Annotated in this window: 24 protein-coding genes; 12 read left to right on the forward strand and 12 right to left on the reverse strand. The window is 36.4% G+C overall.

Going from position 1 to position 26,133, the window contains the following annotated elements:
* The 8 genes from QXK50_08145 to QXK50_08180 all read left to right on the forward strand — a co-directional run.
* Nucleotides 1–318, forward strand: a 318-nt coding sequence (locus tag QXK50_08145) for a hypothetical protein (GenBank protein ID MEM2009118.1), incomplete at its 5' end; no start/stop codon positions are given.
* 166 nt (nucleotides 319–484) lie between these two features.
* Entirely contained in the window at nucleotides 485–1,513 is a 1,029-nt protein-coding gene (locus QXK50_08150; protein ID MEM2009119.1) for an ABC transporter permease, read from the forward strand.
* A gap of 3 nt (nucleotides 1,514–1,516) precedes the next feature.
* Complete coding sequence (locus QXK50_08155) at nucleotides 1,517–2,371, forward strand: ABC transporter permease (GenBank protein MEM2009120.1); 855 nt, start codon at nucleotides 1,517–1,519, stop codon at nucleotides 2,369–2,371.
* A 191-nt stretch (nucleotides 2,372–2,562) separates the two neighbouring features.
* Complete coding sequence (locus tag QXK50_08160) at nucleotides 2,563–3,840, forward strand: hypothetical protein (protein MEM2009121.1); 1,278 nt, start codon at nucleotides 2,563–2,565, stop codon at nucleotides 3,838–3,840.
* 124 nt (nucleotides 3,841–3,964) lie between these two features.
* Entirely contained in the window at nucleotides 3,965–5,833 is a 1,869-nt protein-coding gene (locus QXK50_08165) for a hypothetical protein (protein ID MEM2009122.1), read from the forward strand.
* A 35-nt stretch (nucleotides 5,834–5,868) separates the two neighbouring features.
* On the forward strand, nucleotides 5,869–6,369 hold the full coding sequence (locus tag QXK50_08170) for a molybdopterin-binding protein (protein MEM2009123.1): 501 nt from the start codon (nucleotides 5,869–5,871) through the stop codon (nucleotides 6,367–6,369).
* Between the two features lie 66 nt (nucleotides 6,370–6,435).
* On the forward strand, nucleotides 6,436–7,845 hold the full coding sequence (locus QXK50_08175) for an ATPase domain-containing protein (protein ID MEM2009124.1): 1,410 nt from the start codon (nucleotides 6,436–6,438) through the stop codon (nucleotides 7,843–7,845).
* A gap of 24 nt (nucleotides 7,846–7,869) precedes the next feature.
* Nucleotides 7,870–8,205: a hypothetical protein gene (locus QXK50_08180; GenBank protein ID MEM2009125.1), complete on the forward strand. Its 336-nt coding sequence runs from the start codon at nucleotides 7,870–7,872 to the stop codon at nucleotides 8,203–8,205.
* Between the two features lie 200 nt (nucleotides 8,206–8,405).
* Here the strand turns inward: QXK50_08180 and QXK50_08185 are convergent, their stop codons facing one another.
* Genes QXK50_08185 through QXK50_08200 form a run of 4 tightly spaced genes read right to left on the reverse strand, consistent with a single transcriptional unit; the run spans nucleotide 8,406 to nucleotide 12,063 of the window.
* Nucleotides 8,406–9,686: a nickel-dependent hydrogenase large subunit gene (locus tag QXK50_08185; protein MEM2009126.1), complete on the reverse strand. Its 1,281-nt coding sequence runs from the start codon at nucleotides 9,684–9,686 to the stop codon at nucleotides 8,406–8,408.
* An 8-nt stretch (nucleotides 9,687–9,694) separates the two neighbouring features.
* Complete coding sequence (locus tag QXK50_08190) at nucleotides 9,695–10,462, reverse strand: hypothetical protein (GenBank protein ID MEM2009127.1); 768 nt, start codon at nucleotides 10,460–10,462, stop codon at nucleotides 9,695–9,697.
* A 1-nt stretch (nucleotide 10,463) separates the two neighbouring features.
* Nucleotides 10,464–11,315 (reverse strand): FAD/NAD(P)-binding protein, encoded by an 852-nt coding sequence (locus QXK50_08195; GenBank protein MEM2009128.1) that lies wholly within the window; start codon nucleotides 11,313–11,315, stop codon nucleotides 10,464–10,466.
* Nucleotides 11,308–12,063, reverse strand: a complete 756-nt coding sequence (locus tag QXK50_08200; GenBank protein MEM2009129.1) for a 4Fe-4S dicluster domain-containing protein — start codon at nucleotides 12,061–12,063, stop codon at nucleotides 11,308–11,310. Before QXK50_08200 ends, QXK50_08195 begins: the two co-directional genes overlap by 8 nt.
* A gap of 528 nt (nucleotides 12,064–12,591) precedes the next feature.
* Here QXK50_08200 and QXK50_08205 point away from each other — a divergent pair.
* Nucleotides 12,592–13,386: a hypothetical protein gene (locus QXK50_08205; GenBank protein MEM2009130.1), complete on the forward strand. Its 795-nt coding sequence runs from the start codon at nucleotides 12,592–12,594 to the stop codon at nucleotides 13,384–13,386.
* 256 nt (nucleotides 13,387–13,642) lie between these two features.
* On the opposite strand, the gene QXK50_08210 is transcribed toward QXK50_08205, so the two are convergent.
* The gene (locus QXK50_08210) at nucleotides 13,643–15,448 is read right to left on the reverse strand and encodes an ATP-dependent DNA helicase (GenBank protein MEM2009131.1); all 1,806 of its coding nucleotides are present in this window, start codon (nucleotides 15,446–15,448) and stop codon (nucleotides 13,643–13,645) included.
* Nucleotides 15,449–15,583: 135 nt separating this feature from the next.
* Here QXK50_08210 and QXK50_08215 point away from each other — a divergent pair, with 135 nt between their 5' ends.
* A complete protein-coding gene (locus QXK50_08215) occupies nucleotides 15,584–16,603 on the forward strand; it encodes an AIR synthase family protein (GenBank protein ID MEM2009132.1) in 1,020 nt (339 codons plus the stop codon).
* A gap of 85 nt (nucleotides 16,604–16,688) precedes the next feature.
* On the opposite strand, the gene larE is transcribed toward QXK50_08215, so the two are convergent.
* On the reverse strand, nucleotides 16,689–17,570 hold the full coding sequence (gene larE, locus QXK50_08220) for an ATP-dependent sacrificial sulfur transferase LarE (protein ID MEM2009133.1): 882 nt from the start codon (nucleotides 17,568–17,570) through the stop codon (nucleotides 16,689–16,691).
* A 529-nt stretch (nucleotides 17,571–18,099) separates the two neighbouring features.
* Here larE and QXK50_08225 point away from each other — a divergent pair.
* Both QXK50_08225 and QXK50_08230 read left to right on the forward strand, forming a co-directional pair.
* Entirely contained in the window at nucleotides 18,100–19,284 is a 1,185-nt protein-coding gene (locus tag QXK50_08225; protein MEM2009134.1) for a hypothetical protein, read from the forward strand.
* A gap of 76 nt (nucleotides 19,285–19,360) precedes the next feature.
* Nucleotides 19,361–20,962, forward strand: a complete 1,602-nt coding sequence (locus QXK50_08230; protein ID MEM2009135.1) for a PQQ-binding-like beta-propeller repeat protein — start codon at nucleotides 19,361–19,363, stop codon at nucleotides 20,960–20,962.
* A 362-nt stretch (nucleotides 20,963–21,324) separates the two neighbouring features.
* Here QXK50_08230 and QXK50_08235 read toward each other — a convergent pair whose 3' ends face one another.
* The 6 genes from QXK50_08235 to QXK50_08260 all read right to left on the reverse strand — a co-directional run bounded on the left by QXK50_08235 (nucleotide 21,325) and on the right by QXK50_08260 (nucleotide 26,132).
* A complete protein-coding gene (locus QXK50_08235; protein MEM2009136.1) occupies nucleotides 21,325–21,720 on the reverse strand; it encodes a nucleotidyltransferase domain-containing protein in 396 nt (131 codons plus the stop codon).
* Nucleotides 21,693–22,115, reverse strand: coding sequence for a HEPN domain-containing protein (locus QXK50_08240; GenBank protein MEM2009137.1), 423 nt, complete (start codon nucleotides 22,113–22,115; stop codon nucleotides 21,693–21,695). The genes QXK50_08235 and QXK50_08240 overlap by 28 nt, the downstream gene beginning before the upstream one ends.
* A gap of 426 nt (nucleotides 22,116–22,541) precedes the next feature.
* A complete protein-coding gene (locus QXK50_08245; protein MEM2009138.1) occupies nucleotides 22,542–22,754 on the reverse strand; it encodes a hypothetical protein in 213 nt (70 codons plus the stop codon).
* A complete protein-coding gene (locus QXK50_08250) occupies nucleotides 22,747–23,739 on the reverse strand; it encodes an ABC transporter ATP-binding protein (protein ID MEM2009139.1) in 993 nt (330 codons plus the stop codon). Before QXK50_08250 ends, QXK50_08245 begins: the two co-directional genes overlap by 8 nt.
* Entirely contained in the window at nucleotides 23,726–24,688 is a 963-nt protein-coding gene (locus QXK50_08255) for an ABC transporter ATP-binding protein (GenBank protein MEM2009140.1), read from the reverse strand. The genes QXK50_08250 and QXK50_08255 overlap by 14 nt, the downstream gene beginning before the upstream one ends.
* 16 nt (nucleotides 24,689–24,704) lie before the next feature.
* Nucleotides 24,705–26,132, reverse strand: a complete 1,428-nt coding sequence (locus tag QXK50_08260; GenBank protein ID MEM2009141.1) for an ABC transporter permease — start codon at nucleotides 26,130–26,132, stop codon at nucleotides 24,705–24,707.
* Nucleotide 26,133: the final 1 nt, after the last annotated feature.

A 26,133-nucleotide genomic window follows, 5' to 3' on the forward strand; every position in this document is an offset into this window, starting at 1 on the left:
CCAACAACAACTCCTTCACCAACACCAACAACACCAACAACAACTCCTTCACCAACACCAACAACACCAACAACAACTCCTTCACCAACACCAACAACACCAACAACAACTCCTTCACCAATAACGACTCCAGTAGCTCCTAGAGCTACAGTTACTGTTACAGTTACATTAGTTCAACAAATTGAGAGAACTGCATACTCTACTGTGACTATTAAGGAAAGAGAAGTAGACTGGATGACTGCCGCAGTGGTTTGGGCTGTCCTATTGGTAGTAGGCGCTATAGTTGGATGGTTTATATTAACTCTAGGTAAGAAATAAAACCAATTTTTTATTTTCTATATTTCCATAAAATATGTTTCATAATGGTCTTGTATACTTGCTTGCTACATCAATATTCTCTATACATTACTCAGTAATCATTTTTCTTGAACACTAATCATAAAGATTTAAAAGCTTTTATATGGTCAATGTTTTTGGTGTTGATATGGTTAAATTGGGTATCGATAAAACATTGTTGCTATATATAGCAAGAAAGGTTGCATTGTTTGTAGTAACGTATTTTATAGCGGTGTGTGCAGTTTTTATACTGCCTAGAGCTATTCCGGGTAACCCTTTAGCCATAAGGATGCAGCAAATAATCATGCAGTGGATATACAATCCGGTTATGGTTCCAGAAATATATAGGCAGCTTCTAGATATATTTCAATTCGACAAACCTCTACATGTTCAATTCTTTACGTTTTTGAGCAGAGCTTTTAGAGGTGATTTTGGAATATCTGTAGATATGTATCCAATGAAGGTAACAGACGTTATAGCTATGTCTCTACCCTGGACACTAGCTCTTGTTGTTCCAGCAGTACTAGCTGCATGGTACACAGGCAATACAATAGGGGCCTATGCAGGCTACAAGAGGGGAAGCATAGTCGAGAAATTGGTTGTTGGATACTCATTTATAGTGGCTAGAATACCCTACTACTGGCTAGCAATGCTCCTACTCTTTGTCTTTGCCTTTAGATTAAGGTGGTTCCCAGAATCAGGTGTGTACTCCTCTGGACTAAAGCCCTCGTTAACACTCGAGTTCCTGGTAGATTACCTATGGCATTACACATTACCGTTCCTATCCATATACATAGTTGAATCAGCTAACTGGATGGGATCAATGAGAGTAGTGATCTCGGCTGAACTTGGATCTGACTATATAGCATACACAGAATCTCTAGGTGTTAAAGATAGAACTGTGTTTAGATACGCATATAAAAACTCACTATTGCCACAGGTAACAGGGTTAGCTCTACAGCTTGGCTTCGCTATAACTGGTGTATTCATAGTAGAGACGGTATTCAATTATCCTGGTGTAGGCTACTTCTTATCTAGAGCTATAGGTGCTCTAGACTATCCATTGATACAAGGTATATTCCTTATAGTTATAGCTACAGTTTTTGCAGCAAACTTCTTAGTGGACTTCATCTATGCTCTAATAGATCCAAGGATTAGAATAGGAGGAAGGGGATAACGCATGAAGATACCTCTAGTTGTTTACGCAATATTTACAAACAAACGATTCTTGATAGGATTCATAGTATTCATAATAATACTGTTTATGGGTCTCGCTGGACCACTAATATATGGACGTGATCCTTTTGCCAAAGGATCTCGAAATCAACCTCCATCACTTGAACGTCCCTTGGGCACAGACGGTTTTGGAAGAGATGTTTTTGCTCAATTCCTCTACAGTATAAGAGTCTCACTAATGATAGGATTCCTAACAGCGGTTATAGCTATGTCTATAGGGCTCGCAATAGGTTCAATAGCAGGTATAAAGGGTGGTATTGTAGATGAGATCTTAATGTCTGTGACAAACATATTTCTAGCAATACCTAACTGGCTTGTAGCTGTACTAATAGCTTCGTATCTTCCACCAGAGGCTAGAGGTCCCCATATAATAGCTACAACTCTTGGTGCATTCACATGGCCATGGTTTGCAAGAGCCATTAGAGCCCAGTTCATGAGCTTAAGAGAAAGAGAGTTCGTGGCGTTATCGAGAATGGCAGGTTACGGTGATACAAGGATAGTATTCGAGGAGTTGATACCAACCATTGGACCATATATTGTGACAGCTTTCGCAATATTCATGGCTACAGGTATAGCAGGTGAAGCAGGTTTAGCATTAATACTATCTACAGAAGGTATGGCTAAACATCTATCGCTAGGCATGATGCTCTTCTGGGCAAACTACTTCTTAGCCTATGTAACAGGTGCTTGGTGGCTGTTTTTACCACCAGGATTAACAATAGTAGCTTTAACTACATCGCTATCACTCATAGCTGTAGGTCTAGAGAATATATTTAATCCTAGACTAAGAGAATCTTAATATAACAAGCTATAAACAATAATTAAGAGCATACATAATACAGTATTCTATGAATACAATATTTGCAATATTTTATTTTCATGTTATTTTACATTACTCGTTATACCATATTTAATATTGACAAAAATGTAAGAAATAATAAAGTTTATTAAGTGAACACATACAATACATGTGATAGTAGGGTGAAGTAAATGAAGAGAATAAGCTCTATAGTGGTATTCGTCCTTCTACAATTAATTTTAGTAGTAATACCCATAGTTAGTGTTTATGGAGAAACTGGGGGTTTGGCGGTAATATTTCCAACAGCATTCAAGGGTACAAGAACAGCTGGACCTGATAACAGATGGACTACGGTTGACCTTGATCATGCATCGTTTATAGCTAATCTCTGGAACCTGGCTGCAGGAGCTCAAGGAACAATGACTATGAATTTTACGGGAACATATGCTGAAGTCTATGGAGAGTTCACAAATCTTCCTGAACAGTTAGGTGTGCAAGGTGGTCCAGGTATCAGGTATGGTAGAAATATATGGGGTAGTAATCCACCTGCTCATCCACTCTACAGAATACCTAAGAAATTGACAGAACTTCCATATGCCATATTCTTTGCAAACTACACCATATACGAAGAAGAATGTACTCTACCTGTTACTGTTGCACTCTATCTGTGGACTGTTAAGTCTATTCGTGATGGAGGTACAAAAGCTGGTGATGTTCTGGTAATAGTTAGACACTATAGACATCCAACATGGCCTGTAACAGGTGAACCTCAAGCTGTTGCTGTTGCACCAATCCTCATAAACAACATTCTTGAATATAGAGAATTCAATGTTTATGTAGGTAATATTGATAGATCTGCAGATAGCCATACAACAGTATCTTTCGAGATCACTACTCCAATAAGCAACGGTAGAGTTGGTATACCCATACAAGAATTCATAGCTCTTGCAACAAATATACTATCATCACTAAAACCAGATCTCTGGACTAAAGAAGACGTCATAAATAACACTCTTCAAATGATAGACTACACGATTGAGTGGGGATCTAATCTAGTAGGTGGAGGTAAATTTAAGTGGAGACTTTATGAGGCTTCATTCCTTGTTGGCGCAACAGTTATAAAATCTGTAGAAACAGTAACTATTGCACGCACAATAACTGCTGTAAGCACAATAACTGCTGTAAGCACAATAACAGAAAAGAGTACCATTGCTACTACAGTAAGAGAAACAGTAAGAGAAACAGTTACCCAGCCTGTAACATCAACTATACCTGTAACATTAACTGTGTCAACGGTATCAACAGCAGTATCAACAGTATCAGTACCATCGACTGTAATGGTTACTCAAATAGTTACTCAAACAGTGAGTAGAACAGATTTCACGTACATTGCTGGAGTAGGTGTAGCTCTTCTATTGCTTGGTATACTTGTTGGCATAATTATTAGGAGGCATCTAGCTTCAAAGTAGTCTTAAATTAGCTGTCCATATATGTAACGTATAATGATTTTTTATCTATATACTCTATTACTCTATAATTGTCTATGCATACGCTTATTAGTATCCCTAATGTCTAATTTCTTGGGGTGGTTGGTTGAAAACTAGGTTAGCTCTATATATCACTACCTATTCAGTTAAGGATCTTTTGAAGAATAATGAGCAGTTAGATTTGTTATTAAGGTTCTTGAAGGATTTTGGTTTCGAGAAAGTCTATATAGAGAACTATAGAGAGGGTATGTTACTCAATACCGATGTAGTATCGAGACTTGCAGACGCATTCGAGAAGGATTTCAGGATTGCTGGAGGTGTTGCTATAGGTACGTGGGGATCTGGTATGGGTGATAATGCTGATTGGTGGAGAGTTCTTGCATGTATAAGTGACGATAGGAATATGGAGATTTTTGAGAAGGCTGTAGTTCAGCAGGCACAGATATTCGATGAGATTATTGTTGATGATTTTTGGGTCAACTGGTGCTATTCTCAGAGAGATCTAGAGAATTTCAATAAGATGTTTGGGTTGAACCTCAGCAACTTATCGCTTTTGAAGCTCCTTCAATTTGATGAAGAGATCCAGAGAATGTGGTCTATATACTCTAGAAACCTACTTGAATCATTATCAAAAAGAATTGTTAGCAAAGCTAGAGATGTTAATAAAGGTATCGATATTGTGTTGAAGGTTGCTGAATGGCGTGAAGAATTTCTCCATAGAGGTCTAGACCTCTATGCTATGGCCAGTATATTCGATGGTATATATGTTGGTACAGAATCAAGAGAAGGCACATATAGATACGGCTCTCTATTCATTATAGACTATATAAGAGGTATTGTTGGTAACAAGCTTAGGGGCGTTTGGTTCGATTCCTATAACGGTTTAGGTATACCTACAACCATTGCTCCAGAGTTCTTTGTTGAACAGCTTTGGTATAGTTTTCTCGGGGATGTTGATGAAATAACGTTTTTCCAGGGACTTGAGTATGTATCTAGAGATAGAGAAGAACATGTAGAATTAGCTAGAAACGTGTTGCATAACCTTAGAAAGATTGAGGACCTTGTCACATCTAGCAGACTTGGGCTTATATCTATAGCTCTTCAAATAGCTGTAAGAAAACCATACGATAACTATGTAGAGGATGTTCTAGGGCTTATGGGGATACCTATAACCGTTAAGAGATACGAAGATATTGGTCAAAACGATATGGTTCTCGTTAGAGAAGATCATGTAAGGTACATAGACATAGCCAGACTTATAGATAGAGGTGTAAGTGTATTTCTAACAGCTTCAGCTGTTGAGAAAATAGTTGAAGGTGCTCTAGGTATCGATGGCTACGATATTATTGGTATTGATAGAGATAGCCCTATTATTGAGAGAATTATAGAGGCTATAGGTTTTACAGATGGAAGAAGTTTCTATAGTAGAAGTCATAGAAAACAGTATGTTTATCCGCTAGGTCCAGTCCTAAAGACATCTGGAAAAGTTTTAGTTCATATGTATGCTGTAGATAGAAGAGGTAGAGTATATCCAGCTCTATACGAAGTTAATCATGGTAATGCAAGTGTATTTGTGGCACCCATAACTAGATATCCTCATAACCTCTTATACCATTTCCCAGAACCAGTTAGACAAGCTATAAGAGATATTGTGTATAGATATGTAGGTGTTAAGATGGATTTCAGGATACAACAAGATGAAGAAACAACGCTTCAGTTAAATCAAGCTGAAGTAGCTGAAGTATCGAATACCTCTGTTATCGTCTATAACTCAAAGAGTATAGCTATAGTGAACAATAATATGCATCAACACTACTTCGATATTGTTGTAGATAGATCTAAGCTAAATATTGATAGAATAGAGGGATCAGCTTTAGGCAATACCGTTATAGAGAAGGTAAAAGAGAGAGAGAATATGATTAGAGCTACAGTAAAAATCTCTAGACATTCTTTCGATATACTGAAATACAGATAGATTCAGCTAACTAATACAGTATGGTGTATAATAGGATGGATATTTTTTTCCATGTGGTAGTTGTAAGCGATACTGTTTCTAGAGATCATTCAAAAGATGTTAGTGGTAAGAAAGCTGTAGAGCTTATCAAAAGTAGAGGGTATAGTGTTGTTAAGGTAGATATTGTTCCGAATAGTTATAGAGATATAGTTCGTGTAGTAATGGAATCACCTAGAGAAGCAAACGTTATAGTTTTTCTAGGTGGTACAGGTCCAAGCCCTAGAGATATAACTGTTGATGTAGTTGAGTCAATGGCTTGGAGAAGGCTTCAGGGATTTGGAGAATTATTTAGAAGATTATCGTATGAATTAGAAGGAGCTAGAGCTATACTCAGTAGAGCAGAACTATACATACTATCTACAGGAAAAATAGCTTCTGTTTTACCAGGTTCTCCTAGAGCTATAGAGATAGGGGTGAAGATACTGCTAGATATAGTTGAGCATCTAGTAGAAGAGGTACACAGATTTGAGGAACCCCATAGAGATACACATAGGTAGAATTTTCTCTATAGTTTCTGTAAGATATTTATTCTCGACCACAACTGTGGGTATACGGTAGCAATATTGAGTAAAGATACAAAATATGTTTTTGGTGTTAATGAACTAGATGAACTTTTGGGTAGTTCACTATCCCCTAGATCTATGGTTGTTGTTGCTGGTCATCCTGGTTCAGGTAAAACAACACTTGCATCAACAATATGCTACTCAAATGCATTAAGAGGACACAGATGTCTATACATATCTTTTCAAGAAGATAGAGAAAAGCTTTTCAACAATATGAAGAAACTGGGTATAGATCTAGAAAAGCAAGAGAAACAGAACATGTTACTGTTTCTCAGAATTCCTACAGCTAGAGATATTGATGGAGTTGTTAAAACAGTTTCTGAAGTTATTGATAGTTATAGTCCTAAGGTTATTGTGGTAGATTCAATTAATGCGCTATTCACATATGTTTCTGATCCAGATAAACGTGCATGGCTACAGAACTACTTCTATCAGTTAACGCTAGTTATAAATGGTATCATCATAGTTGTTGCAGAGATGCCTATAGATGTAGAGAGAATAGATATTGGCTCTATAGAGTTTGTAGCTGATGTTGTTCTAATGCTTAAATCTAGAATAGAAAGAAAGATAGTCTCTAGGTATATAGAGATTAGAAAAGCTAGAGGATCTCCTATCCATATATCAGAAATACCGTTCCGTATTGTTGAAGGAAAAGGTCTAGAGGTCTTTATCCCACCAGTGCCTATTAAGATTAATAGAATTGGTAGATTCTATAATCTGAAGATACCTCTATTCAGAGATGTTTTAGGTGGTATACCTGCTGATGGAGTTATACTGATAGTCTATCCACCAGACTCCAGGATGTATATATCTACACTCTTTATAGCTGAACCTGTTCTAGAGAATAATCTAAAGATCTTGGTTATAAGCTTTACAGAACCTCCACATGTGGTAGAGTACTTTATCGAGAGTATGGCGTCAAGATTTGGAATAGATATTGATGATGTGAAGAACTTGGTATCGAGACATGTAGTAGCAATAGAATCTATAAATCCATACTCAATGTCTTCTGACGAAATCATTATACATATAGTGAGTAGTATCGATAGATATAGACCAGATATAGTTGTTGTACACGGTCTAGAGATCCTATATCCACTTATCCATGGAGATATAGCCAAAGGATTTAACGATATAAGCAACCTGGTTCAGGCATTAAGGTCTAGAGGTGTTCTTCTCATAGGATTAATGTCGTATATAGAGGAGGTATATAAGATTCTCTCATCTTTATGCGATATAGTTATAAGATTCTTCTACGAAATCGTTAATAAAAGTATAGAGAACTATGTCTATGTATGGAAACAAAACGATTTCCCTAGACTATACAAAGTTGATTTTGATACTCTTCTAGAAACTCTATCAGAGGCATTAAAACATATAGTAGCTCCATACAAAATCAATATCAGGTAACATGTCTCGAGGTAGAGAATATCTATGAATATCCATAGATTTAAGAAAGTTATTAAAGAGATCTCAAGAGAATATGTTCCTGGGCTATACGATATGATTGATATTGTTTGTCAAATCAGTTACGGTAGAGACTGTATATCTCTTGTAGTAGAAGAGCCAGACAAATTCCTAGATGTTTTGAGAAATCTCTACCATAACGATGATGATATCAGATTCGCAGCAAAGACAATTGTTAAACCTATAACAAAAATTGCTAGCAATTGCGATACATGTGAAGACGAATTAACCGAACTTCTTTTAACATATCCTCAGAAATTTAAGGAGAGACTATCTAAATTACTTAACAAATATGTTCCGTAATCAAAGCCTAACATTGTTGAATTGATCATCATTTCCCAAACCCTCTATCACAAGAGATCGGGTCTTCTATATAGATACCTAAAACCTTACGTAAATCAATAAAGCTCCCCACCACCATGCTTTATCGCTTGAATTAGAAGATGAGATGAAGTCCTCTATGCTATACTGTGATGTAGATGATTTCGATAGAGATAGTTTAGCTATTTAGTTGAAGCTCTATGTATCTTTATCGGTATAGTGTGTACTGAACATGAGATACATGGATCAAATGCTACAGCTATCTTCCTAGCCATCGATACTGTTTCTTCATCATCTATCTTTCTTCCTCTAAGTCTTTCTGAAGCTATATCCTCCATTGCAGCTAGATTTTGAGCTGTAGGTGTAACTATATCGCATGACTCTATTCTTCCGCCTTGGTCAATCCTATATCTGTGATAGAGAATACCTCTAGGGGCTTCTACAACAGCTTCACATTCACAAACATCCATAGATTCTCTATCTCTGTATCTCTCATTCTGTATATGGATATACCTATAATAGTTGTTGAAGAACTCTTCTAGATATAGTAATGCTTCATATGTTTCAGCAATACGTGCCACAAATCCCTGGAATATACTCTCTAAAGGTTGTCTCCATCCATATAGCTCAATAAACTCTCTAACTGTTTTCGACAGATAGCTATAGAACTGGTTAAATCTAGCTATAGGTCCAACTATATAGCTTTCAATACCTTTTATCCTATAGTGTAGAGCGTTTGAGTATCTTTTCTGAATACCTATAGAGATATCTCTATAGAATTTGCTTACACTATAGATCGTTCCGTTAAGAGAGATATGGTCACCTGTATGTGGATACTCTTTACTGTATATAGATGCTACAGAAAGTTTATGCTGATGCTTTGGAACAGTTCTTAAACTTAGACAAAATTCTGCAAACCTTGTGAAACTCTCTATAACTTCACTAGATTCTCTATAGAGTTTCTCTATATCATTTCTCTCTGGTGCTCTATAGATACCGCCAATCCTTATGTTCACGACGTTATGGGATCTTCCACCAAATATCTCCATAGCTTTTCTAGACCATGCTATAACTCTTAAAGCATCTTTAGCTATCTTTGGATTCCTATCGATGAACTCTATAGACGATCTTGTATGCACGAGGTCCGGTAGATTTAGATAGAATATATGTATCATGTGGCTCTTAACTCTTTCAGCTAGATGTAGAGCAACCCTAATTTTTTCAATTTCTTCATCTACATCTATGCCTAGACATTTTTCGAAAGCTTTTGATGCTGTATATACATAAGAAACACCACATAATCCACATATTCTGCTAACAATATCGATAGCACTCCATATATCTCTACCTCTAACAATGTACTCGAAGAATCTAGGGCTTTCAGAAATTCTGTATACAATAGAATCAACACTACCTTCTCTATCGATAATCACTATCTCTCCCTCTCCTTCGACTCTAGTCAAAACCCTTTCTATACATCACCACCTACGAGCTTTTTATACAACTTGAAGCTATATCCTTTAACTAATGTAGAGACGCTATCTCTATCCATACCTTTATCCAGCAACACCTTAATGAACTCACTAAAGTTGTGTTCATCTATATCGTAGCTCTTTATACCGTAACAGCCATAGCATCCACGGTTAAACAATGGACATAGAGCTCCACATCCATTAACTGTCACAGGTCCTAAACAAGCTATACCTTTCGAAACCATTACACACGATATATTCCTTCTTTTACATTCACCACAAACACTCTCATATATATGTATAGGCAGACCACCTAAAGAGAACTTCTTAAGGAAAGACGTAACTGCATCACTATTTACAGGACATCCGGGGAGAAAGAAATCTATATGTATAACTTGATCCACAGGTTTCACATCACCATAGACATCTACTAGATGAGGTTCTGGATATACACACCTCTTAACCTCATCAATACTGCTTCCCGATCTAAGGCTCTGTATACCACCCATTAATGCACATGTACCTAAAGCTACAACAATTCTTGCTTTCTTTCTCAAATCGATCAATAGTTTCTCTTGTTCTTCACTAGATATAGAGCCTTCTACAAACAGTATATCTACTTCATCAATAGTCTCTCTATCTACAAGCTCTAGAAAGAAATCTATTCTGTATGTCTTGATCATATCGAGATCAGATGTTAAAGAGTATATGAGTTCATTTATACAGCCGGAACAAGAAGTTGCTTTAACTATAGCTATACCATACATTCTATATCCCTTCTACCCATATGTAGTCCTCTATATCACTATAGCTAAAGACAGGGCCGTTTCTACATATGAAGTAGTGACCAAATTGACATGTACCACAAACACCTACACCACACCTCATCCTTCTCTCTAGAGACAGAAAAACCATATCTTTTCGGAACCCTCTATCCAGAAGTTTTCTAATACTTGTTCTCATCATAACCTCGGGTCCACATATAAAGGCTATAGAGTTACTTACATCAATATCTATATAGTCTATCAGATCGGTAACAAATCCAACATGATGCCTCCAATCACTTGAATAAGTATCAACAGATAGCATAAGCTTTGTGTTCGGTATAGATCTATAGGAATCTAGTTCATATTTGTAGAGGATATCTCTAGGAGATCTAGCACCAAACAGTATATTGATTCTACCGAATCTCTCTCTAAATTTCTCTAAATACTTTACAACAGGTCTTAGAGGAGCTACACCGATACCTCCGCCAATGATAACCAGATCCCTACCCTCTGCCTCATCCAAAGGCCATCCTCTCCCATAAGGACCTCTAATCCCTACAATAGAACCTACACCAACTTTATATACAACAGCTTTCGTTATAGCTCCAACACTTTTGATAGTATGTTCAATAGCTATAGATCTACCTATAGATGTAGGGAGACTAGCTATAGATATCGGTACTTCTCCTAAACCATAAACATAGAGCATATTGAATTGACCTGGCAATGCATTATAGTCATTGTCGATCTTTAGGGTAAGCGTCTTTACATTAGGTGCTTCTTCAACTTCATTAACAACCATAGCTCTCTTAACTGTGAATATGTTTTGTTTCTCTATACCCTCTCTATCCATATTCAGCAACCTTTCTAAGTGTATCCCTTATATCTATTCCTAGAGGACACCAAGTAACACATCTACCACATCCAACACATCCTATACTATTTATCTGCATAGGATAGAAAATGAATTTATGTAGTACAAAATGTCTATACCTTGTATAGAGGTGGATTCTAAAATGACCTCCAGCAACTTGGCCATAGGTATACGTTAAACATCCAATCCATTTGGCTACTCTTTTGCTAAATCTTTCTGAAACTTGATCCTCTATCTCGATACAGAAACAAGTTGGACACACATAGTTACAGTTTCCACATCCAATACACCTAGATGCTAATCTGCTCCATAGCTCTGTATCGCTTATAGATTTCTTTAGTTTTTCATTTACTTCGTTAATCCTGGGTATACGAGCTTCTGTAGACCTCCTAGCTTTTTCTATAAGTTCTCGATATATAGAGACGGTATCTTTATCAGCTTTCTCTAGATTAGCTCTATAGATAATCTCTCTACCAGTATTGCTACCATACTTAAACAGAACAACATCTTCATCAAGTCTAGCATAAGCTATATCGAAACCTCGATGAACATCAGGACCTGCATCAAGAGCACCACAGAAACATGTTTCTCCAGGCTCTAGACACTCTTCAACAACAATACACTCTATAGAGCTTCTTCTTCTAGTATAGATAGGATGTTTATTTAGACCTAGAATAGAGTCTAGAATCATGATAGACTTTAGATCGCAAGACTTAATACCAAACAATACAACTCTATCTACATCAACAACATCACTATCTATAGATTCATAGTTCGGTAATACAATTGAAATTACTTGTTCAGGTGGATGGAGATATATCTTTGGTGATAAAAAACTATGCCTAAATCTACCACCTCTAGATAGTCTATAGAAGCCTGGTTTCTGAATATCAGAAACATTTAGAGGGAGATCATCTACACCATTTATTTCACCCCAAACAATATCTCCATCAACACTTCTATATCCAAAGACTCTAGCACCATTAACAACGTTTTTGATTATCTTAATGATGGTATCTAGATCTCTACATCTACCAACGAAAAATTCGCTAGAAATGATGTATCACCATCTATAGCGCTAATGCTACTCTCCTAAAGTCTAGATGTAGACAGAATTCAGACTTAAAAGCTTGGATCCAGATGTAGTTGTATATCTAGATGTATGGTTATCGACTATGATGCTTCTTGGCTAGAGCATTAGTGATAGAAGTCTTATTTTGTTTAATCTTTCTACTTTTTTCTGGTGAAGAATAAATTGTTGATGGATGTTGTTAAAGCTGTTTTCTATACATGTGGTAGTTATCCCAAGATTGCTGCTCCTCATAGATACAGTATATCTAATGATTATGATCTCTGCATACTCTCATCTATTTCTTCAGCTATAGAGATATATAGCAAAGTTCTGAGGATTGTTGATGAGTTTAAGAGAGGTGAGAGAGGTTTAGGCGGTATAGAGATCGGTAGAAATATCGCTAGAGCTTTATCAACTACTCTACAAAACATTGGCTATAATATGTCTATAGAAATGTGTATAGCGTCTGTATATCTCATATATATTGATGTGTTTCAAGAAGAAGCTGAAGCTGATTTCCGTAAAGCTCTACGGAGAGTCTTTAACGCTACACTTTCTACAGATGCTCTAGACTCGATAGAATTTATCAAAGTTTTGAAGAATATTGGTGGAGGATACCATAATCTACTCGATAAAGCAGATATATCCGAGAGGAGAATATCTCTAGAAGGATTATCTCTAGGACATGTAATGGATGTTCTATCGAAGCATCATCCAGTCTTTGAATGTTTCTCAAATGTACAGAAGGTTCTAGATATAGTCAATCAAGGTGATAAAGTGTATACCGAGACACGAGATATTAATAAAACGTTATCAAGACTATTCATAGAGATTGCTAAAAAGAGTATAGATATACCGAGAGAATCGTTAACAGAGCTACTTAAGGTAGATACAATATATAGAAAGAAAGGTATAGATCTAGGCCATATAGTCCCATGCCTAGTCTATCCAGCTCTATACATTATAAAACAGAAGTAGAGACTCATACAATAGTGTAACTATACAAAAAGGATCTGTTTCAGACGGCTACGGCACCAACATCATTACTCAGATGTGCCACGGCTCATCATCTACAGCAAACCGCACTAAAAAATTTTGAGAACTGAATATATTGCTTTCTGATCCTAACTGTCGTATGAGGGTTAATGTATCTAGAAGCTGTAGTAGATATGTTTATGTAGTGTGAAAGAAGGTGGATAGCTGAAGAACCTATACTTATGTTTATCTAGCCGGTTTACTGGTTAAGTGATGATACTATCTTTTCTATTGTGTTGATGCTGTCTGTAACAGCTTTTATGTTTAGCTTTATCTTTTCTAAAAGTTTCTTCTGTCGATACCTTCTATCTGCTAACACTATAAGTGCATAATCTTTTTCTGATCTTATGGCTCTACCAACTGCTTGAAGAACTCTCATTATAGCTAGATCTCTATAGTATTCTGTATAAATGTATCCTTTCTTCTGCAGATCTCTTTTAATGAACTCTATATAGTCGTCTGGCTGAGGATAAGGTACACCAACAACAACTACAGTTTTAATCAAGCTCTCTCCATTTACTGTAAGCTCTATTCCTTCAGCTAACCTACCACCTGCAACAGTATTTACCACAACTTTCTCTTTTCTCGCTATCTCGTCTATTATCTGTGATAATGGTTTTAGAGATTCTATAACCATCTCTATATCGCTGGAGATAAGCGATACTATAGAGTTCATAACCTCATAGCTAGGGTAGATAACCATAATCACACCTCCTCTATGAACTCTGTAGAGAGTCTCGATGAGCTTGCTATATGTTTTAAACATTCTTTCTGTTCTCTCTCTATAGCTTGTTGTAGCACCTGTAAACATTATTGCTACAGCATTTTCTCTCAGATAGTTCCTAGCTCCATATTCTTCAACATCTACAACCTCTATATGCTTCTTGATCCCTACGCCTTTCTCGATAAATGATTTATCTGGAGAAGTACCACTCATAAGTATAGCTGATGGGAATTGCTCAATAATTTCTCTAACTACATCGAAATCTATAGGTAGTGTATGTATCGTTAATCCTTTAGGTCTTTCTCTAGACACAAATATCTCGAAATGATTGTTTACAGCTGATTTAACGAACTTAGCTACTCTATATATCGATAAATCAAGATCCTCTACATTATCTATATCATTATGTTCTCTAAACATCTCGAGCGATGCTTCAATAGCTATCTCCATCAACCTATCTGCTACCCCTTTATCAAGACCCACTCTATCTCTACCTATGAATGTGTATCCTTTCCCAACATCATCTACCTTAATACTGGTTAGATTCTTTAGAAAATCCAGAGTATCTGTATCTAGAGAAAGTTCTTCTAATTCTCTGATAGCTCTATCTAGAACATCTATAGATATTGATTCACCCATCAAGCTACCTATATTCAGTATATTGTGTGCTTCGTCAATAACTAGAAGTGTTTGTGAAAAATCTCTATCACTAAATATCCAGCTCTTGATGCTCTCCTTAAATATGTATGGATATGTAGCTACATAGAGATCTACATAATCCAGTAACTCAAGAGATGTGAAGTAGGGACAAACACCAATTTCTTTAGACAATCTATCTGCAAAATCTGTATGGTCTCTAGAACTCGATATCGATGAGAATATCTGGGGAATATCTAGAGATCTCGTTCTTCTATAGTATTCACATAAACCCTTAATCCTTAGCAAACTACATACAGCCCAAAATCCATCAGATGATATGTTTTTACCTCTAGCAAGAGGACACATTCTAGCTATACTATATAGTATCGAGAATCTCATCCCAACTTTCCTACCATCTCTAATAACAGGATCAAGCTCATTTCTAGTTCTAACCACATAGAATACCTTATCAAATCTACCTTCATCAACTAGAGCTCTAGATGCATACAGAATAGAAATAGTTTTACCGAAACCTGTTGGAGCAGACACAATAGCTACAACATCTTCTCTAAGATTCGTATAGAGAAATTTCGAGAGCTCTATCTGCCCAATTCTAGGTCTATCGTAGGGAAACTTGTTCACCAAGACGAGATACCTATATACTTGTTCCGTAGATAAGATATAGGTCTATACTTCAATAGCTTTTGAACCTATATAGTATATAGAGATAAAAACACTAATCAAACTATACTCCACATGAAATTTATGGTGATCTTGTTGAGCGGTAAACTACCTCCAGAACTATTAACAAGATATATATTGAGTAGAACAGGTATTAGAGATCCCTCGGTTATAGTCGGCCCCTCTATAGGTGAAGATGCCGCTATCATAGATATCGGTAATGGGAAAATTTTGGTAATGCATGTCGATCCTATAACTGGTGCTGTAGAGAATATTGGGTGGCTTGCTGTCCATATAGCATGTAACGATATTGCTGTTAGAGGTGTTAAGCCTAGATGGCTTCTTCCTGTACTCTTTCTACCTAGAGATATAGATGAATCAGTTATAGACTCTATAACCAAGGGTATAGATGAAGCTACTAAAGATTTAGAGGTATCTATTGTTGGTGGACATTCTGAATATACTCTAGATCTAGATAGAGTGCTTATATCTATGACTGCTATAGGTGTTGGAGATAAGAATAGATATGTTTCGACAAGAGGAGCTAGAGTAGGCGATGTTGTTATTGTAACCAAGACTATAGCTATAGAGGGTACAGCTATCCTGTCTACAGACTTTAGAGATATCTTGATTAAGCTTGGCGTTTCTAGCGATATTGTTGAAAGAGGAAGCAGATTCATTAAGGATATAAGTGTTGTTAGAGAAGCTCTAGCTCTAGCTGAAGCAGGCTATGTATCTTCAATGCATGATCCTACTGAAGGAGGTTTGCTTGGAGGCTTAATAGAGATAGCGTATGCATCTAATAAAACTATAGAGGTTTGGGAAGAATCGATACCTATAGCTGAAGAGACTATGGCTATAGCTAGTGCTCTTAAGATAGATCCACTAAGACTGATAAGCTCAGGTACATTAATAGCTGTAGTCTCTAGTAATAGAGTTGATGAAGCTTTAAACTTGTTGAATAGCTTGGGAATAAGAGCAACAGTTATAGGTAGAGTTGTAGATGCTCTAGATGGTTATGTCATTCTCCATAAAGAGAACGGATCTATAGAGAAGATAGCTACACTATACGTAAGAGATGAACTCTATAGAGTTTGGGAAAAATGGCGTAGATAGTATAGGTAGAAGCTATAGAGACATACATAGTGTTTGGTAAAGGATCTCTATATAGATACACCATATCTATAGGTTTACTCTATATCTAGCTAGTTAATGTATCGAAGCTTCCAGACCTATAGCCATTGAGATCTAGTGTTACATATCTATAGCCAAGCCTATTTAGCTCTCTAGCCACTCTATCCATAAGCTCTTCACTAAAAAACTTCCTTCTCTCGTTTCTATCAACTTCTATCCTAGCTATATTTCCATGATCCCTGACTCTAACCAGAGATAAACCTGTTAGATCCTTAATTATTCTTTCTGCTTTAGCTATCCTCACAATCTTTTCTAGAGTTATTGGAGAACCATACGGTATTCTTGTAGCTAGACAACTCGAAGAAGCTCTACTCCAGTTAGGGAGATTGAAAGCTTTAGCAATTTCTCTAGAATCTTCTTTCGTTATACCGATTTCTGCTAATGGACTTCTAACACCATACTCTCTCAAAGCTCTATATCCAGGTCTATATGTATGTAGATCAGATGCATTTGTTCCATTGATAACCACATCTATATCCAGAAGATCTATATACTCGTTCAATTTCTCAACCATCTTCCTCTTACATACATAGCATCTGTCTACAGGATTTGAAACAAACTCTTTCTCAGAAAGAATATCTACCTCAATAACTATTCTTTCAACACCTAGAGATTTAGCGATCTCACTAGACCAATAAAGATCTTCTTCATCAACAATAGGCATAGAGAAGGTAACAGCAACAACTCTACTTGTACCGAGAACAGCTGTAGCAGTAGATAGAACAACAGAACTATCAACACCACCAGAGAACATAACCATAACCTTTCCATCTATAGATCTAAACCAATTAACAAGACGCATAAACTTTGTATAGACATCTACATTCATTTTCTTGAGCTTCTCCAAAACATCACCTAGATCAGTAAACACCATATATGCATCAACCATAGACAACAGAATACTCTCAAAACCTAATATACTCTAAAGAAAACCATAGACTCAAAACATGTTCATAGCTTTAGTCATGGATGGCTCTGCTTACCGGCATATCCTAGATACATCTATATACATCTATTAGTATTGCACAGTCTCTTGGTACACTATATTCCATAATTAGAGACAAGATACTAATAGTATAGATATCGAGATCAAGACACTAACAACGGTTATGTGTCATCATAGAAACTTTGAAGAAACTGGAAAAGATAAGTCTAGATCCTATAGATTTACTGAATAACCATAAAACTATGCTAGACTTAGCGAATATATTTTAGAGATATACTAAACAGTTACTACAGGATTATCTCTAGTAACGATTTTGCGCTACTCTAGAGGTGTCAAGTAGATTGATATGTTCTTGATTATATCAATAGGTAAAAATCTATATTCATATCTTTCACATGAATTCCAAAAAAGTTATAAACTTCCTAGAGCATAACCTTCTACATCCTGATTCAAATCACTATAGTGATGTTAAATGTTTTCACGAAAACACCTATATATAGTGATAGTTATAGCCTGTATAGCTATAGCCTGCATAATTGCTACAGTTTTGTTCATTACTGAATCGTCTAGATACTCCTCAAATCCTACAGTTACACCAACAGCTATAGTTACATCAACAAGTAGTACTCCAATAGCAGGTATCCCAGTTTATAGGGGATCTATAGAACATTTTCTGGCTAGCTATTATTATACACTATTGGGTATACCACGTGAAGGAGTTATCTATAAAGTTTATCTCGTTGGAAATGCTACTGCAAAAGATATCCTGAATTGGTATAAGAGTAATCTAGCTGGTTATGAAGTTGTTGCAGACTACGGGATCAATACTATATCAACACCTGAAGGTTCTGTTGAGTGGGGAGCAATACTGTTTAAGAAGGATAGAGAGGGGGTTGGGATTTGGGCTTTGAGTGGAGCTCCAACAAAAGTAGACGGTAAACCAGGTACAGTCTATTGTGTGGTTGTAGGTGATATCGAGAAATTAACTAGTGAAGGAATTACAACTACTCCAGTTTCTGAAGGATTACCAAATTCAGATCAAGTTGGTGGAGAAGAGCCTATTCAGAGGTATCCTGGTTCTGTAATGCTTTCATATCGTAGAGAGGAAGGTTTTCCAACAATTATATTGATAGAATATGGAATCACAGCTGATATTAGTACAGTAGCAGAATGGTATAAAAACGAGCTTCAATCCAGAGGATGGACAGTAAAAAGTGAGGGAAAAACTTCAGAAAAGATAAGTCTACATCTTCTAAAAGCTCAGGAAGAAGTCGGAGTTATAATTAATGCTCCCACAAACGAAAGAAAATACACCTTGATATCTATTCACTACGGTTCGTATAAGCTTCCTTCTAAAGATGTTGAATCAGGAACAGAACCAATTGAGAGATATCCCGGTTCTGTAATGCTTAAATACCACTCGATGGTAATTAGTGGAATAAAGATTATAGAAATAACCTATGGTACTTACGATAGTGTAGACAATGTAGTATCATGGTATAGAGACTATCTAAGGGCAAACAATTGGCAAATATTGATGGAGCAAACTGAAGATGAAGGAAAATCCTTTTCATACACTAAAGAGAGTGCTGTTCTTCAGTTAACAGTTTCGTCAAAAACTTATACAGAGATAGAGATATTGTATCAAGGACCTTGAACGGTGATTGATCATTAAACAGAAAATAGTTTTTGTTTTAATAGTTCTCTTAATAATCTCTTTATCAGTTTTTGCCATGTATATCATCTATTTTATGAAGAGAATAGTTTTAGAGGAAATAGCTCCATCTAAGGAACCTGGGAATATCCCAATGGAGTTCTATCCACCTAAGCTTCCATGGATTATGGAGAAAGGTGATGAAGAAAACGACATGTATTATGCTTCTAATCTGCCTAGGGTTCCAGAACTAGCCTTTAAGATCAGTATTTCAGCCAATATTGGTGGAGTATTAGCTGAAGCTCTTGTGGAGAAAGACAAAATCCTCTTAGCGGACTATCAAGGTGTCTACACACTCAATAGAGAAAATGGAGATTTGGTGTGGGGTGTTGAAGTCTACTCTGATAGTCTTGAAGGAAGAGCTGTATCTTATCCACAACCAGTATCTAGATGGAAAGCCTTAGGTTTATGGAGATTTGTTGAAGCTTATGGATTAGGGAAGTACCTATATGTTGGAACTTCTTCGACGCCCGAAGGCGATGCCTATCTCATTGCCTTCGATAAAGATAGTGGTGAAGTTGTTTGGAGTGTTAAGCTTGAATCTGAAGTTAATGCATCATCTAAAGCTTCAGTAACATCAAATCTTATAGTTGCTGGAGGAAGAATTTTTGTTGGAAGTGTTAGAGATGAGGGATATGTTTTCTGTGTAACAGAAGATGGTGTTCTTCAGTGGCGTAGTAAAGTTGGGGCAAATGTTAGAGGTCTAACCTATGGACATGATGTTCTCTACGTGACTTCAGAACCATCAACAAATCTTTATGCACTAGACCCAAAAACAGGAGAAATTCTATGGATTTTTAAATACAGCAACATAATAGGTACACCTATATATAGGAAGGATAGAGTTATACTCTCTGACTCTATAGGTAATATTTTGGCTATTTCTTGGAATGGAACACTGCTGTGGAGGAAATACTTAGGGGTAGGGGGAGACATTAATACCAATCCCTATATCGCAGTTGATAACCAATACATATATGCTGTTAGAGATTTGGGAGAAAAACCGCTGAACATCTTCAAGCTTGATCTCGATGGAAACACTTTAGGGAACTTCACTATAGAGAATAACGAATATGGTGGAAGACCTCTAACATCAAATGATGTTGTGATCCTACCGATTCTGTACCCCAATAAGTATAGCAAGCTCTACTTCTTATGGAGAGGACTCTTTAAGCTCTATGAACTTAGATTTGAAGAAGAAGAGATCTGGATGCCTAAAGTTAGTACGGCTTATGGCGAGATATACGTTATTGTAAATCCAACTACTCTATACAAATTCGTAGACCCTAGCAAGCCTACCATATATAGCGTAAATACTGAATTAAGTGATGGAGAACTTCTAGTAAATGCATCAGTTTGTGATAGAGAAAGCGGTCTCTATGGAGTCTATCTAGTTTATAGTCTTAATGGACTAGAATGGAGCTACCAACCTATGCATATTTCGATAAGATATATTGTGGAGCCCATAGGAGGTTACGGTTTTGGAGAAAAACCATTCCCATACACTACAAAAATCAAAATACCTGAAGAAACTAGAGAGATCGAGTTCTATGTATTGGCTATAGATAATATCGGAAACCATGAAGCTACAAGAGTATATGCATACTCCATACATAGATAAGTAAAAGAAAGATATCTATGTAAGCTAAACTGCTGGAATATAGATAGATTTCCCTTTTCTTTTGGTTAAGCAAAATGTAGCTATATTCATCACTATTTTCTCTATCTAGATTTCCTTATCGTATCATGTTTTATTCATGTTTTGTAGATCTATAGTGTTTTTATCTAGAGTGAAGCAAGAGCTTATCATAGCTTCAACTATGGACATTATCTTTATACCTATTTATGGCCAGCTACTAGCAGAACTTTTTACAGTATTGGTCTACCTTATCTTGCTATATCACTTATTGGTTTACTGTATAGGTAGTGTTAAGCAGTATTTGTGAGCAATAATTATGTATCTGTTGAATTAACTCTTATGACTTATGTAGCAATATCAGGGGTATTGTATCGATTATCAGTATTGTTTATTATGGGTATCCCATTATCTATAGCATCTACTATAGCTGGATTCTTCTTCTTTTTTAGATTCTCAAACTCGTTTCTCGAGATTATTATAGGCTCTATTGGAGCTTCTACAGCAGTTATACAGGGTACAACCATATCTATTCTCTCTGTAGGTTTTTTCGGTAGCACATCATCAACCACTATCAGAATATCTATATCGCTCCACTCATTAAAATCACCTCTAGCATAAGAGCCAAAGAGCACAACTAAAACGATGCTTCTAAATATCTTCTTTATGCATTCAGTAAACTCTTTCGCTTTACTTAAAGCCCATCCAGCTCTCTTTATCCGCTTTTCAACAACTTTCTCCAAACACTTATCACCCAATCAATAACTTTTTCAGCAAATTCTATAGCTTCTCTAGATTCACTTTCTGTGTAATAGTCTTCAGGTACCCCTTCACTCCATACATCAGGATACCTCGTAGGTATATAGAATTTACTCAATCTCACGAGAGCTTCATAGATATCAATAGAGATCTCTATACCTATACTCTTCAAGACATTACCTAACTCAACTAGCGAATGCCCTATTCTCGGGCTACCTAATCCCCATAGAATAGCTTTGAGAGCTTTTTCAGCAGCTTGATGAGCTTTAAAACAAGACCAGTTGTAATCTCTATTAACATGATCTCTTTTAGCAGATTCAAGCGTTAGTCTAGCACTCTTAATCCATCTATTGAACTCACTCTCATCAAAACTATACAAAACTATAACCCGTAGACAATATTTTGTGTACCATATATAATAGTTTTTCAGTTACAACAGAAAACCTCCTAAAGCATGTAAACCTGTGCACTAGACACAATTTAAGATTTAAGAAGTTGAGAAGACTAAGAGATGATTATGATAGGTATTTTATCGTAGTAGCTATAACGTTATTATAATACTATGTATTTCATTACTTGATTACAAGGCATCTAACGGTAGGGTATATAGCCTGTATATCTCTATAGTTATACCCACTAATTGCTTTACTGTCTATAGGTTATAGTCTGAGAATTGCGGACTAGTTGCTTTCTTCTTAATGCTGTTCCTTGTTCTATGCATAAACACCTTCACATCATAGAAATAGAAGATCAAAACTAAGAACAAGAAACCTAGGTGGTTCACATTAATGTAGTAACAATTGTTTTATTTAATTTTCTTTTTCTTAACAAAAAGGATAGATGATAAACCATATGTTGAGAGAATTAGGCCTATTAAAGATAAGATATAGCTTAATATGGATATAGGTACGCTGTAGCATGTTTCGTATATGACCATTAGGAACGCTATGATCCATCCTAGGAAAAGAAGAATTAAACCTATGACAAGCTCTCGTAATCCTATGGTAGTTCTAGGCATAGAGCCAACACTTGACTTGTATATTTGTTTTTAGCTGAACCATGGGCGGTTCCTGGTTTCTACACTTATCCATTGCTTGTGGACATCTTGGATAGAATCTACATCCAGAAGGAGGATTAATTAAGCTTGGTGGTTCACCTGGAAGAGTTTTACGCATTATAGATCTATTTCGGGGATCTGGATCTGGTAACACACTTAACAGAGCTCTTGTATATGGATGCTTTGGGCTATGTATTACCTCCATGGATAGCCCTTTTTCTACAAATTGACCTGCATACATAACGATTATGTTATCTGAAAAATATTTTGCTGTTGCAAAATCATGTGTTATGTATATTACTGATAAGTTGTACTTCTCTTTTAACTCCTTAAATAAGGTGAGTATCTCAATACGAACAGATGCATCAAGCATAGACACAGGTTCATCAGCTACTACAAGCTTAGGTCTAAGAACTAGTGCTCTAGCTATAGCAACACGTTGTAGCTGTCCACCGCTAAGCATATGAGGATATTTATTCATAAAATCTTCTGGAGGTGTTAATCCAACCTCCATCAGTATACTGTATACTTTTTCTATACGCTCTTGCTTAGATACACCATGTATCTTCATAGGTTCTTCAAGTATCGACTTTATATTCATGAATGGAGGCATAGCACCGTAAGGATCTTGCTGAATATAGCCTACCTGTCTTGAGTACCATCTCCTTATCTGGGTCCTCGGGATCTTCGTTATATCAACTCCATCGAATACTATTCTACCGCTCGTTATGGGTATAAGTCCAACAATTGTTTTAGCTAGTGTTGATTTACCGCAACCACTTTCACCTACAATAGCTGTTATCTCGCCTCTTTTTATGTTGAAAGAAACTCCATCAACTGCTCTAATATACCCTATTATCGAGAACAGTTTTCTTATTGGATACCAAACTTTTATATCTTCTACAACAAGTATATCGTTTTTCTCTTGATCGTTATTTTTCTGCATATAACCAACACCTCACGTAATCTTCTGGACCTGTCGCTATTACTGGAGGAGGAGTCTTTTCACATATAGGCATTGCTTGTGGACATCTTGGATAGAATCTACATCCAGAAGGAGGATTAATTAAGCTTGGTGGAGTTCCAGGAATAAAAACTACTTGTTTATCTGTGTGTATCCTAGGAACACTACCAAGTAGACCTCTGCTATACGGATGTAGAGGATCTGTATACATTTTCTCTGCAGATCCTAGCTCAACGATTTGACCTGCATACATAACAGCAACTTTATCGCTTAATTCACTAGATACAGCAATATCATGTGTTATAAATATAAATGATAGATTCTCAGTATTTTTAAGCTCTTTCAACAAGTTCATTATATTGGCTTGCGTCATAACGTCTAGAGCTGATGTCGGTTCATCTAGAATCACAACCCTAGGGTTCGTTATTATAGATAAGGCTATAACAACTCTTTGCCTCATACCACCACTTAATTCAAAGGGATATCTCCATAGAAAATCTTCTGCAATACCTACTTTTTTAATAACTTCTCTTGCCCGTTCTATAGCCTCATTTTTAGACATATTTGTGTGTAGAACTAGTGGTTCTATCAAATGGTCTACAACTTTTATAACAGGGTTCAGCGAGTTTATTGCGGCTTGAGTTACATAGGCTATTTTCTTCCATCTTATCTGTTTATCGAATTCCGCATCACTTAACTTCATAACCTCGATGCCATCTAACTTTATACTACCTGAGAACTCGTATACATTTCTAGGTAAGAATCTTATAAGAGCTCTAGATAGACTTGTTTTACCGCAACCAGATTCCCCAATTATTGCTAAGGTCTCTCTTTCTCTCAAAGTAAAGCTAACTTCATCAACCGCTCTAACAATACCAGCTAAAGTTCTATAGTAAAGCTTTAGATTTTTAACCTCTAGTACTTCACTCATAGCTTTCACACAAAGTCTACATCTCTTTTAGTCTAGGATTGAATATTCTGTCTAGCGTAAAGCCTATTGAAGCAAAGGCTATTGATATTAGGACTAGCATTACGGAGGGAAACAAGATCCAGTGATAATAGCCTCTATACATAGCTGCACCAGCGTATGCTTCCTCAAGAACCTTACCCCAGGTTATAGATGTAGGGTCAGAGAGACCTAGAAGAGCTAATGCAGCTTCTAAAAACACATACGAAGGAGTTGCTATAACAATTGTCGGTATAATAACGGGTAAAGCTCTTGGAAGCATGTACCGAATTATTATCCTCATACTTCCTGCACCATAAGCTCTAGCAGCTTCTATATATGGCATCTCTTTAATCTGTAGAAACATAGCCCTAAAAGTCTTTAGACCACCACCCCATATACCAAGCGCTACTACTACAGCTAGCAGAGACCATATCGTAAGTCTATAGAAAAGCGCTATCATTGCAACTATAGGTAGAAACGGTAACACCATAAATATTTCGTTGACCCTCTGTATAACCATATCAACTTCTCCTCCATACCAAGCACTTAGAGCTGCAACAAACATCTGAATAAAGGTTGTAAGTACTGAAGCTACAAGACCAAACCCTAGTGCTAGCGGTGCACCCCAGGCAATAGCTATGAACAAATCCCTTCTACGATCATCTGTTCCAGCAATACCATAGAGAGTTCCATAGATATTTATTTTTATATCTACGTTAGCGTTAACATCGCTGGATTCAGCTCTCACAACAACTCTGTATGTACCCTTAGAAGGAGTCACAGTGTTTCTATAGAGGATACTTTTATCTTCTTTTCCCATCAACACAATAATTCCATCTAAAAGATACTTTGGAGATTCACCTAGTTTCAAGGTTATGTATTTAGAATACTCTAGCACAAAATCAAGACCTTCTCCTGATAAATCAGCATAGTATTCTCCCTGATTAAGCATTAACTTTGATACGTTTATAGCTGTACCATCGGGTTTAATCCACTCAATAACAATATACACAGGTTTTGTCGAGTTTACATACAGCCATCTAACTATTTGGCTTGGCAAAACATCGTAGTTATATCTAAAGGAAGACTCTAAGATTATGTAAATACCCTTAACTTCGCCTCCATAAACTATAGGTTTACGTGTTTTAACAAAACCACCTCTAGCTAATCTGCTATCTAGTGTTATTGTTCCTTCGAGTTCGTTTAACCCTGTAAAAAGTTTAATCCATGCAGGTCTAGCTAACCGTGGATAATCCTCCCATGCTCTAAAATCGTACCAAATCTTGATGGTTCTATCATAAGGATAAGCTATTGTTGCATATATAGATAAACCTACCATAAACACTAAAATAACTAAACCAATAAGGAACGATTTATATCGTATTAATGGTCTTAGTATCTGTATAGCTCTTTTGTTTAATGACATT

The organism is Ignisphaera sp. (assembly GCA_038831005.1).
Taxonomy (GTDB): domain Archaea; phylum Thermoproteota; class Thermoprotei_A; order Sulfolobales; family Ignisphaeraceae; genus Ignisphaera.

Coding starts and splice junctions, on each gene's coding strand:
- QXK50_08150 (MEM2009119.1), top strand. CDS start 485: ATGGTTAAATTGGGTATCGATAAAACATTGTTGCTATATATAGCAAGA.
- QXK50_08155 (MEM2009120.1), top strand. CDS start 1,517: ATGAAGATACCTCTAGTTGTTTACGCAATATTTACAAACAAACGATTC.
- QXK50_08160 (MEM2009121.1), top strand. CDS start 2,563: ATGAAGAGAATAAGCTCTATAGTGGTATTCGTCCTTCTACAATTAATT.
- QXK50_08170 (MEM2009123.1), top strand. CDS start 5,869: ATGGATATTTTTTTCCATGTGGTAGTTGTAAGCGATACTGTTTCTAGA.
- QXK50_08180 (MEM2009125.1), top strand. CDS start 7,870: ATGAATATCCATAGATTTAAGAAAGTTATTAAAGAGATCTCAAGAGAA.
- QXK50_08190 (MEM2009127.1), bottom strand. CDS start 10,462: ATGTATGGTATAGCTATAGTTAAAGCAACTTCTTGTTCCGGCTGTATA.
- QXK50_08195 (MEM2009128.1), bottom strand. CDS start 11,315: ATGGATAGAGAGGGTATAGAGAAACAAAACATATTCACAGTTAAGAGA.
- larE (MEM2009133.1), bottom strand. CDS start 17,570: ATGGTTGATGCATATATGGTGTTTACTGATCTAGGTGATGTTTTGGAG.
- QXK50_08225 (MEM2009134.1), top strand. CDS start 18,100: ATGTTTTCACGAAAACACCTATATATAGTGATAGTTATAGCCTGTATA.
- QXK50_08230 (MEM2009135.1), top strand. CDS start 19,361: ATGTATATCATCTATTTTATGAAGAGAATAGTTTTAGAGGAAATAGCT.
- QXK50_08245 (MEM2009138.1), bottom strand. CDS start 22,754: ATGCCTAGAACTACCATAGGATTACGAGAGCTTGTCATAGGTTTAATT.
- QXK50_08250 (MEM2009139.1), bottom strand. CDS start 23,739: ATGCAGAAAAATAACGATCAAGAGAAAAACGATATACTTGTTGTAGAA.
- QXK50_08255 (MEM2009140.1), bottom strand. CDS start 24,688: ATGAGTGAAGTACTAGAGGTTAAAAATCTAAAGCTTTACTATAGAACT.
- QXK50_08260 (MEM2009141.1), bottom strand. CDS start 26,132: ATGTCATTAAACAAAAGAGCTATACAGATACTAAGACCATTAATACGA.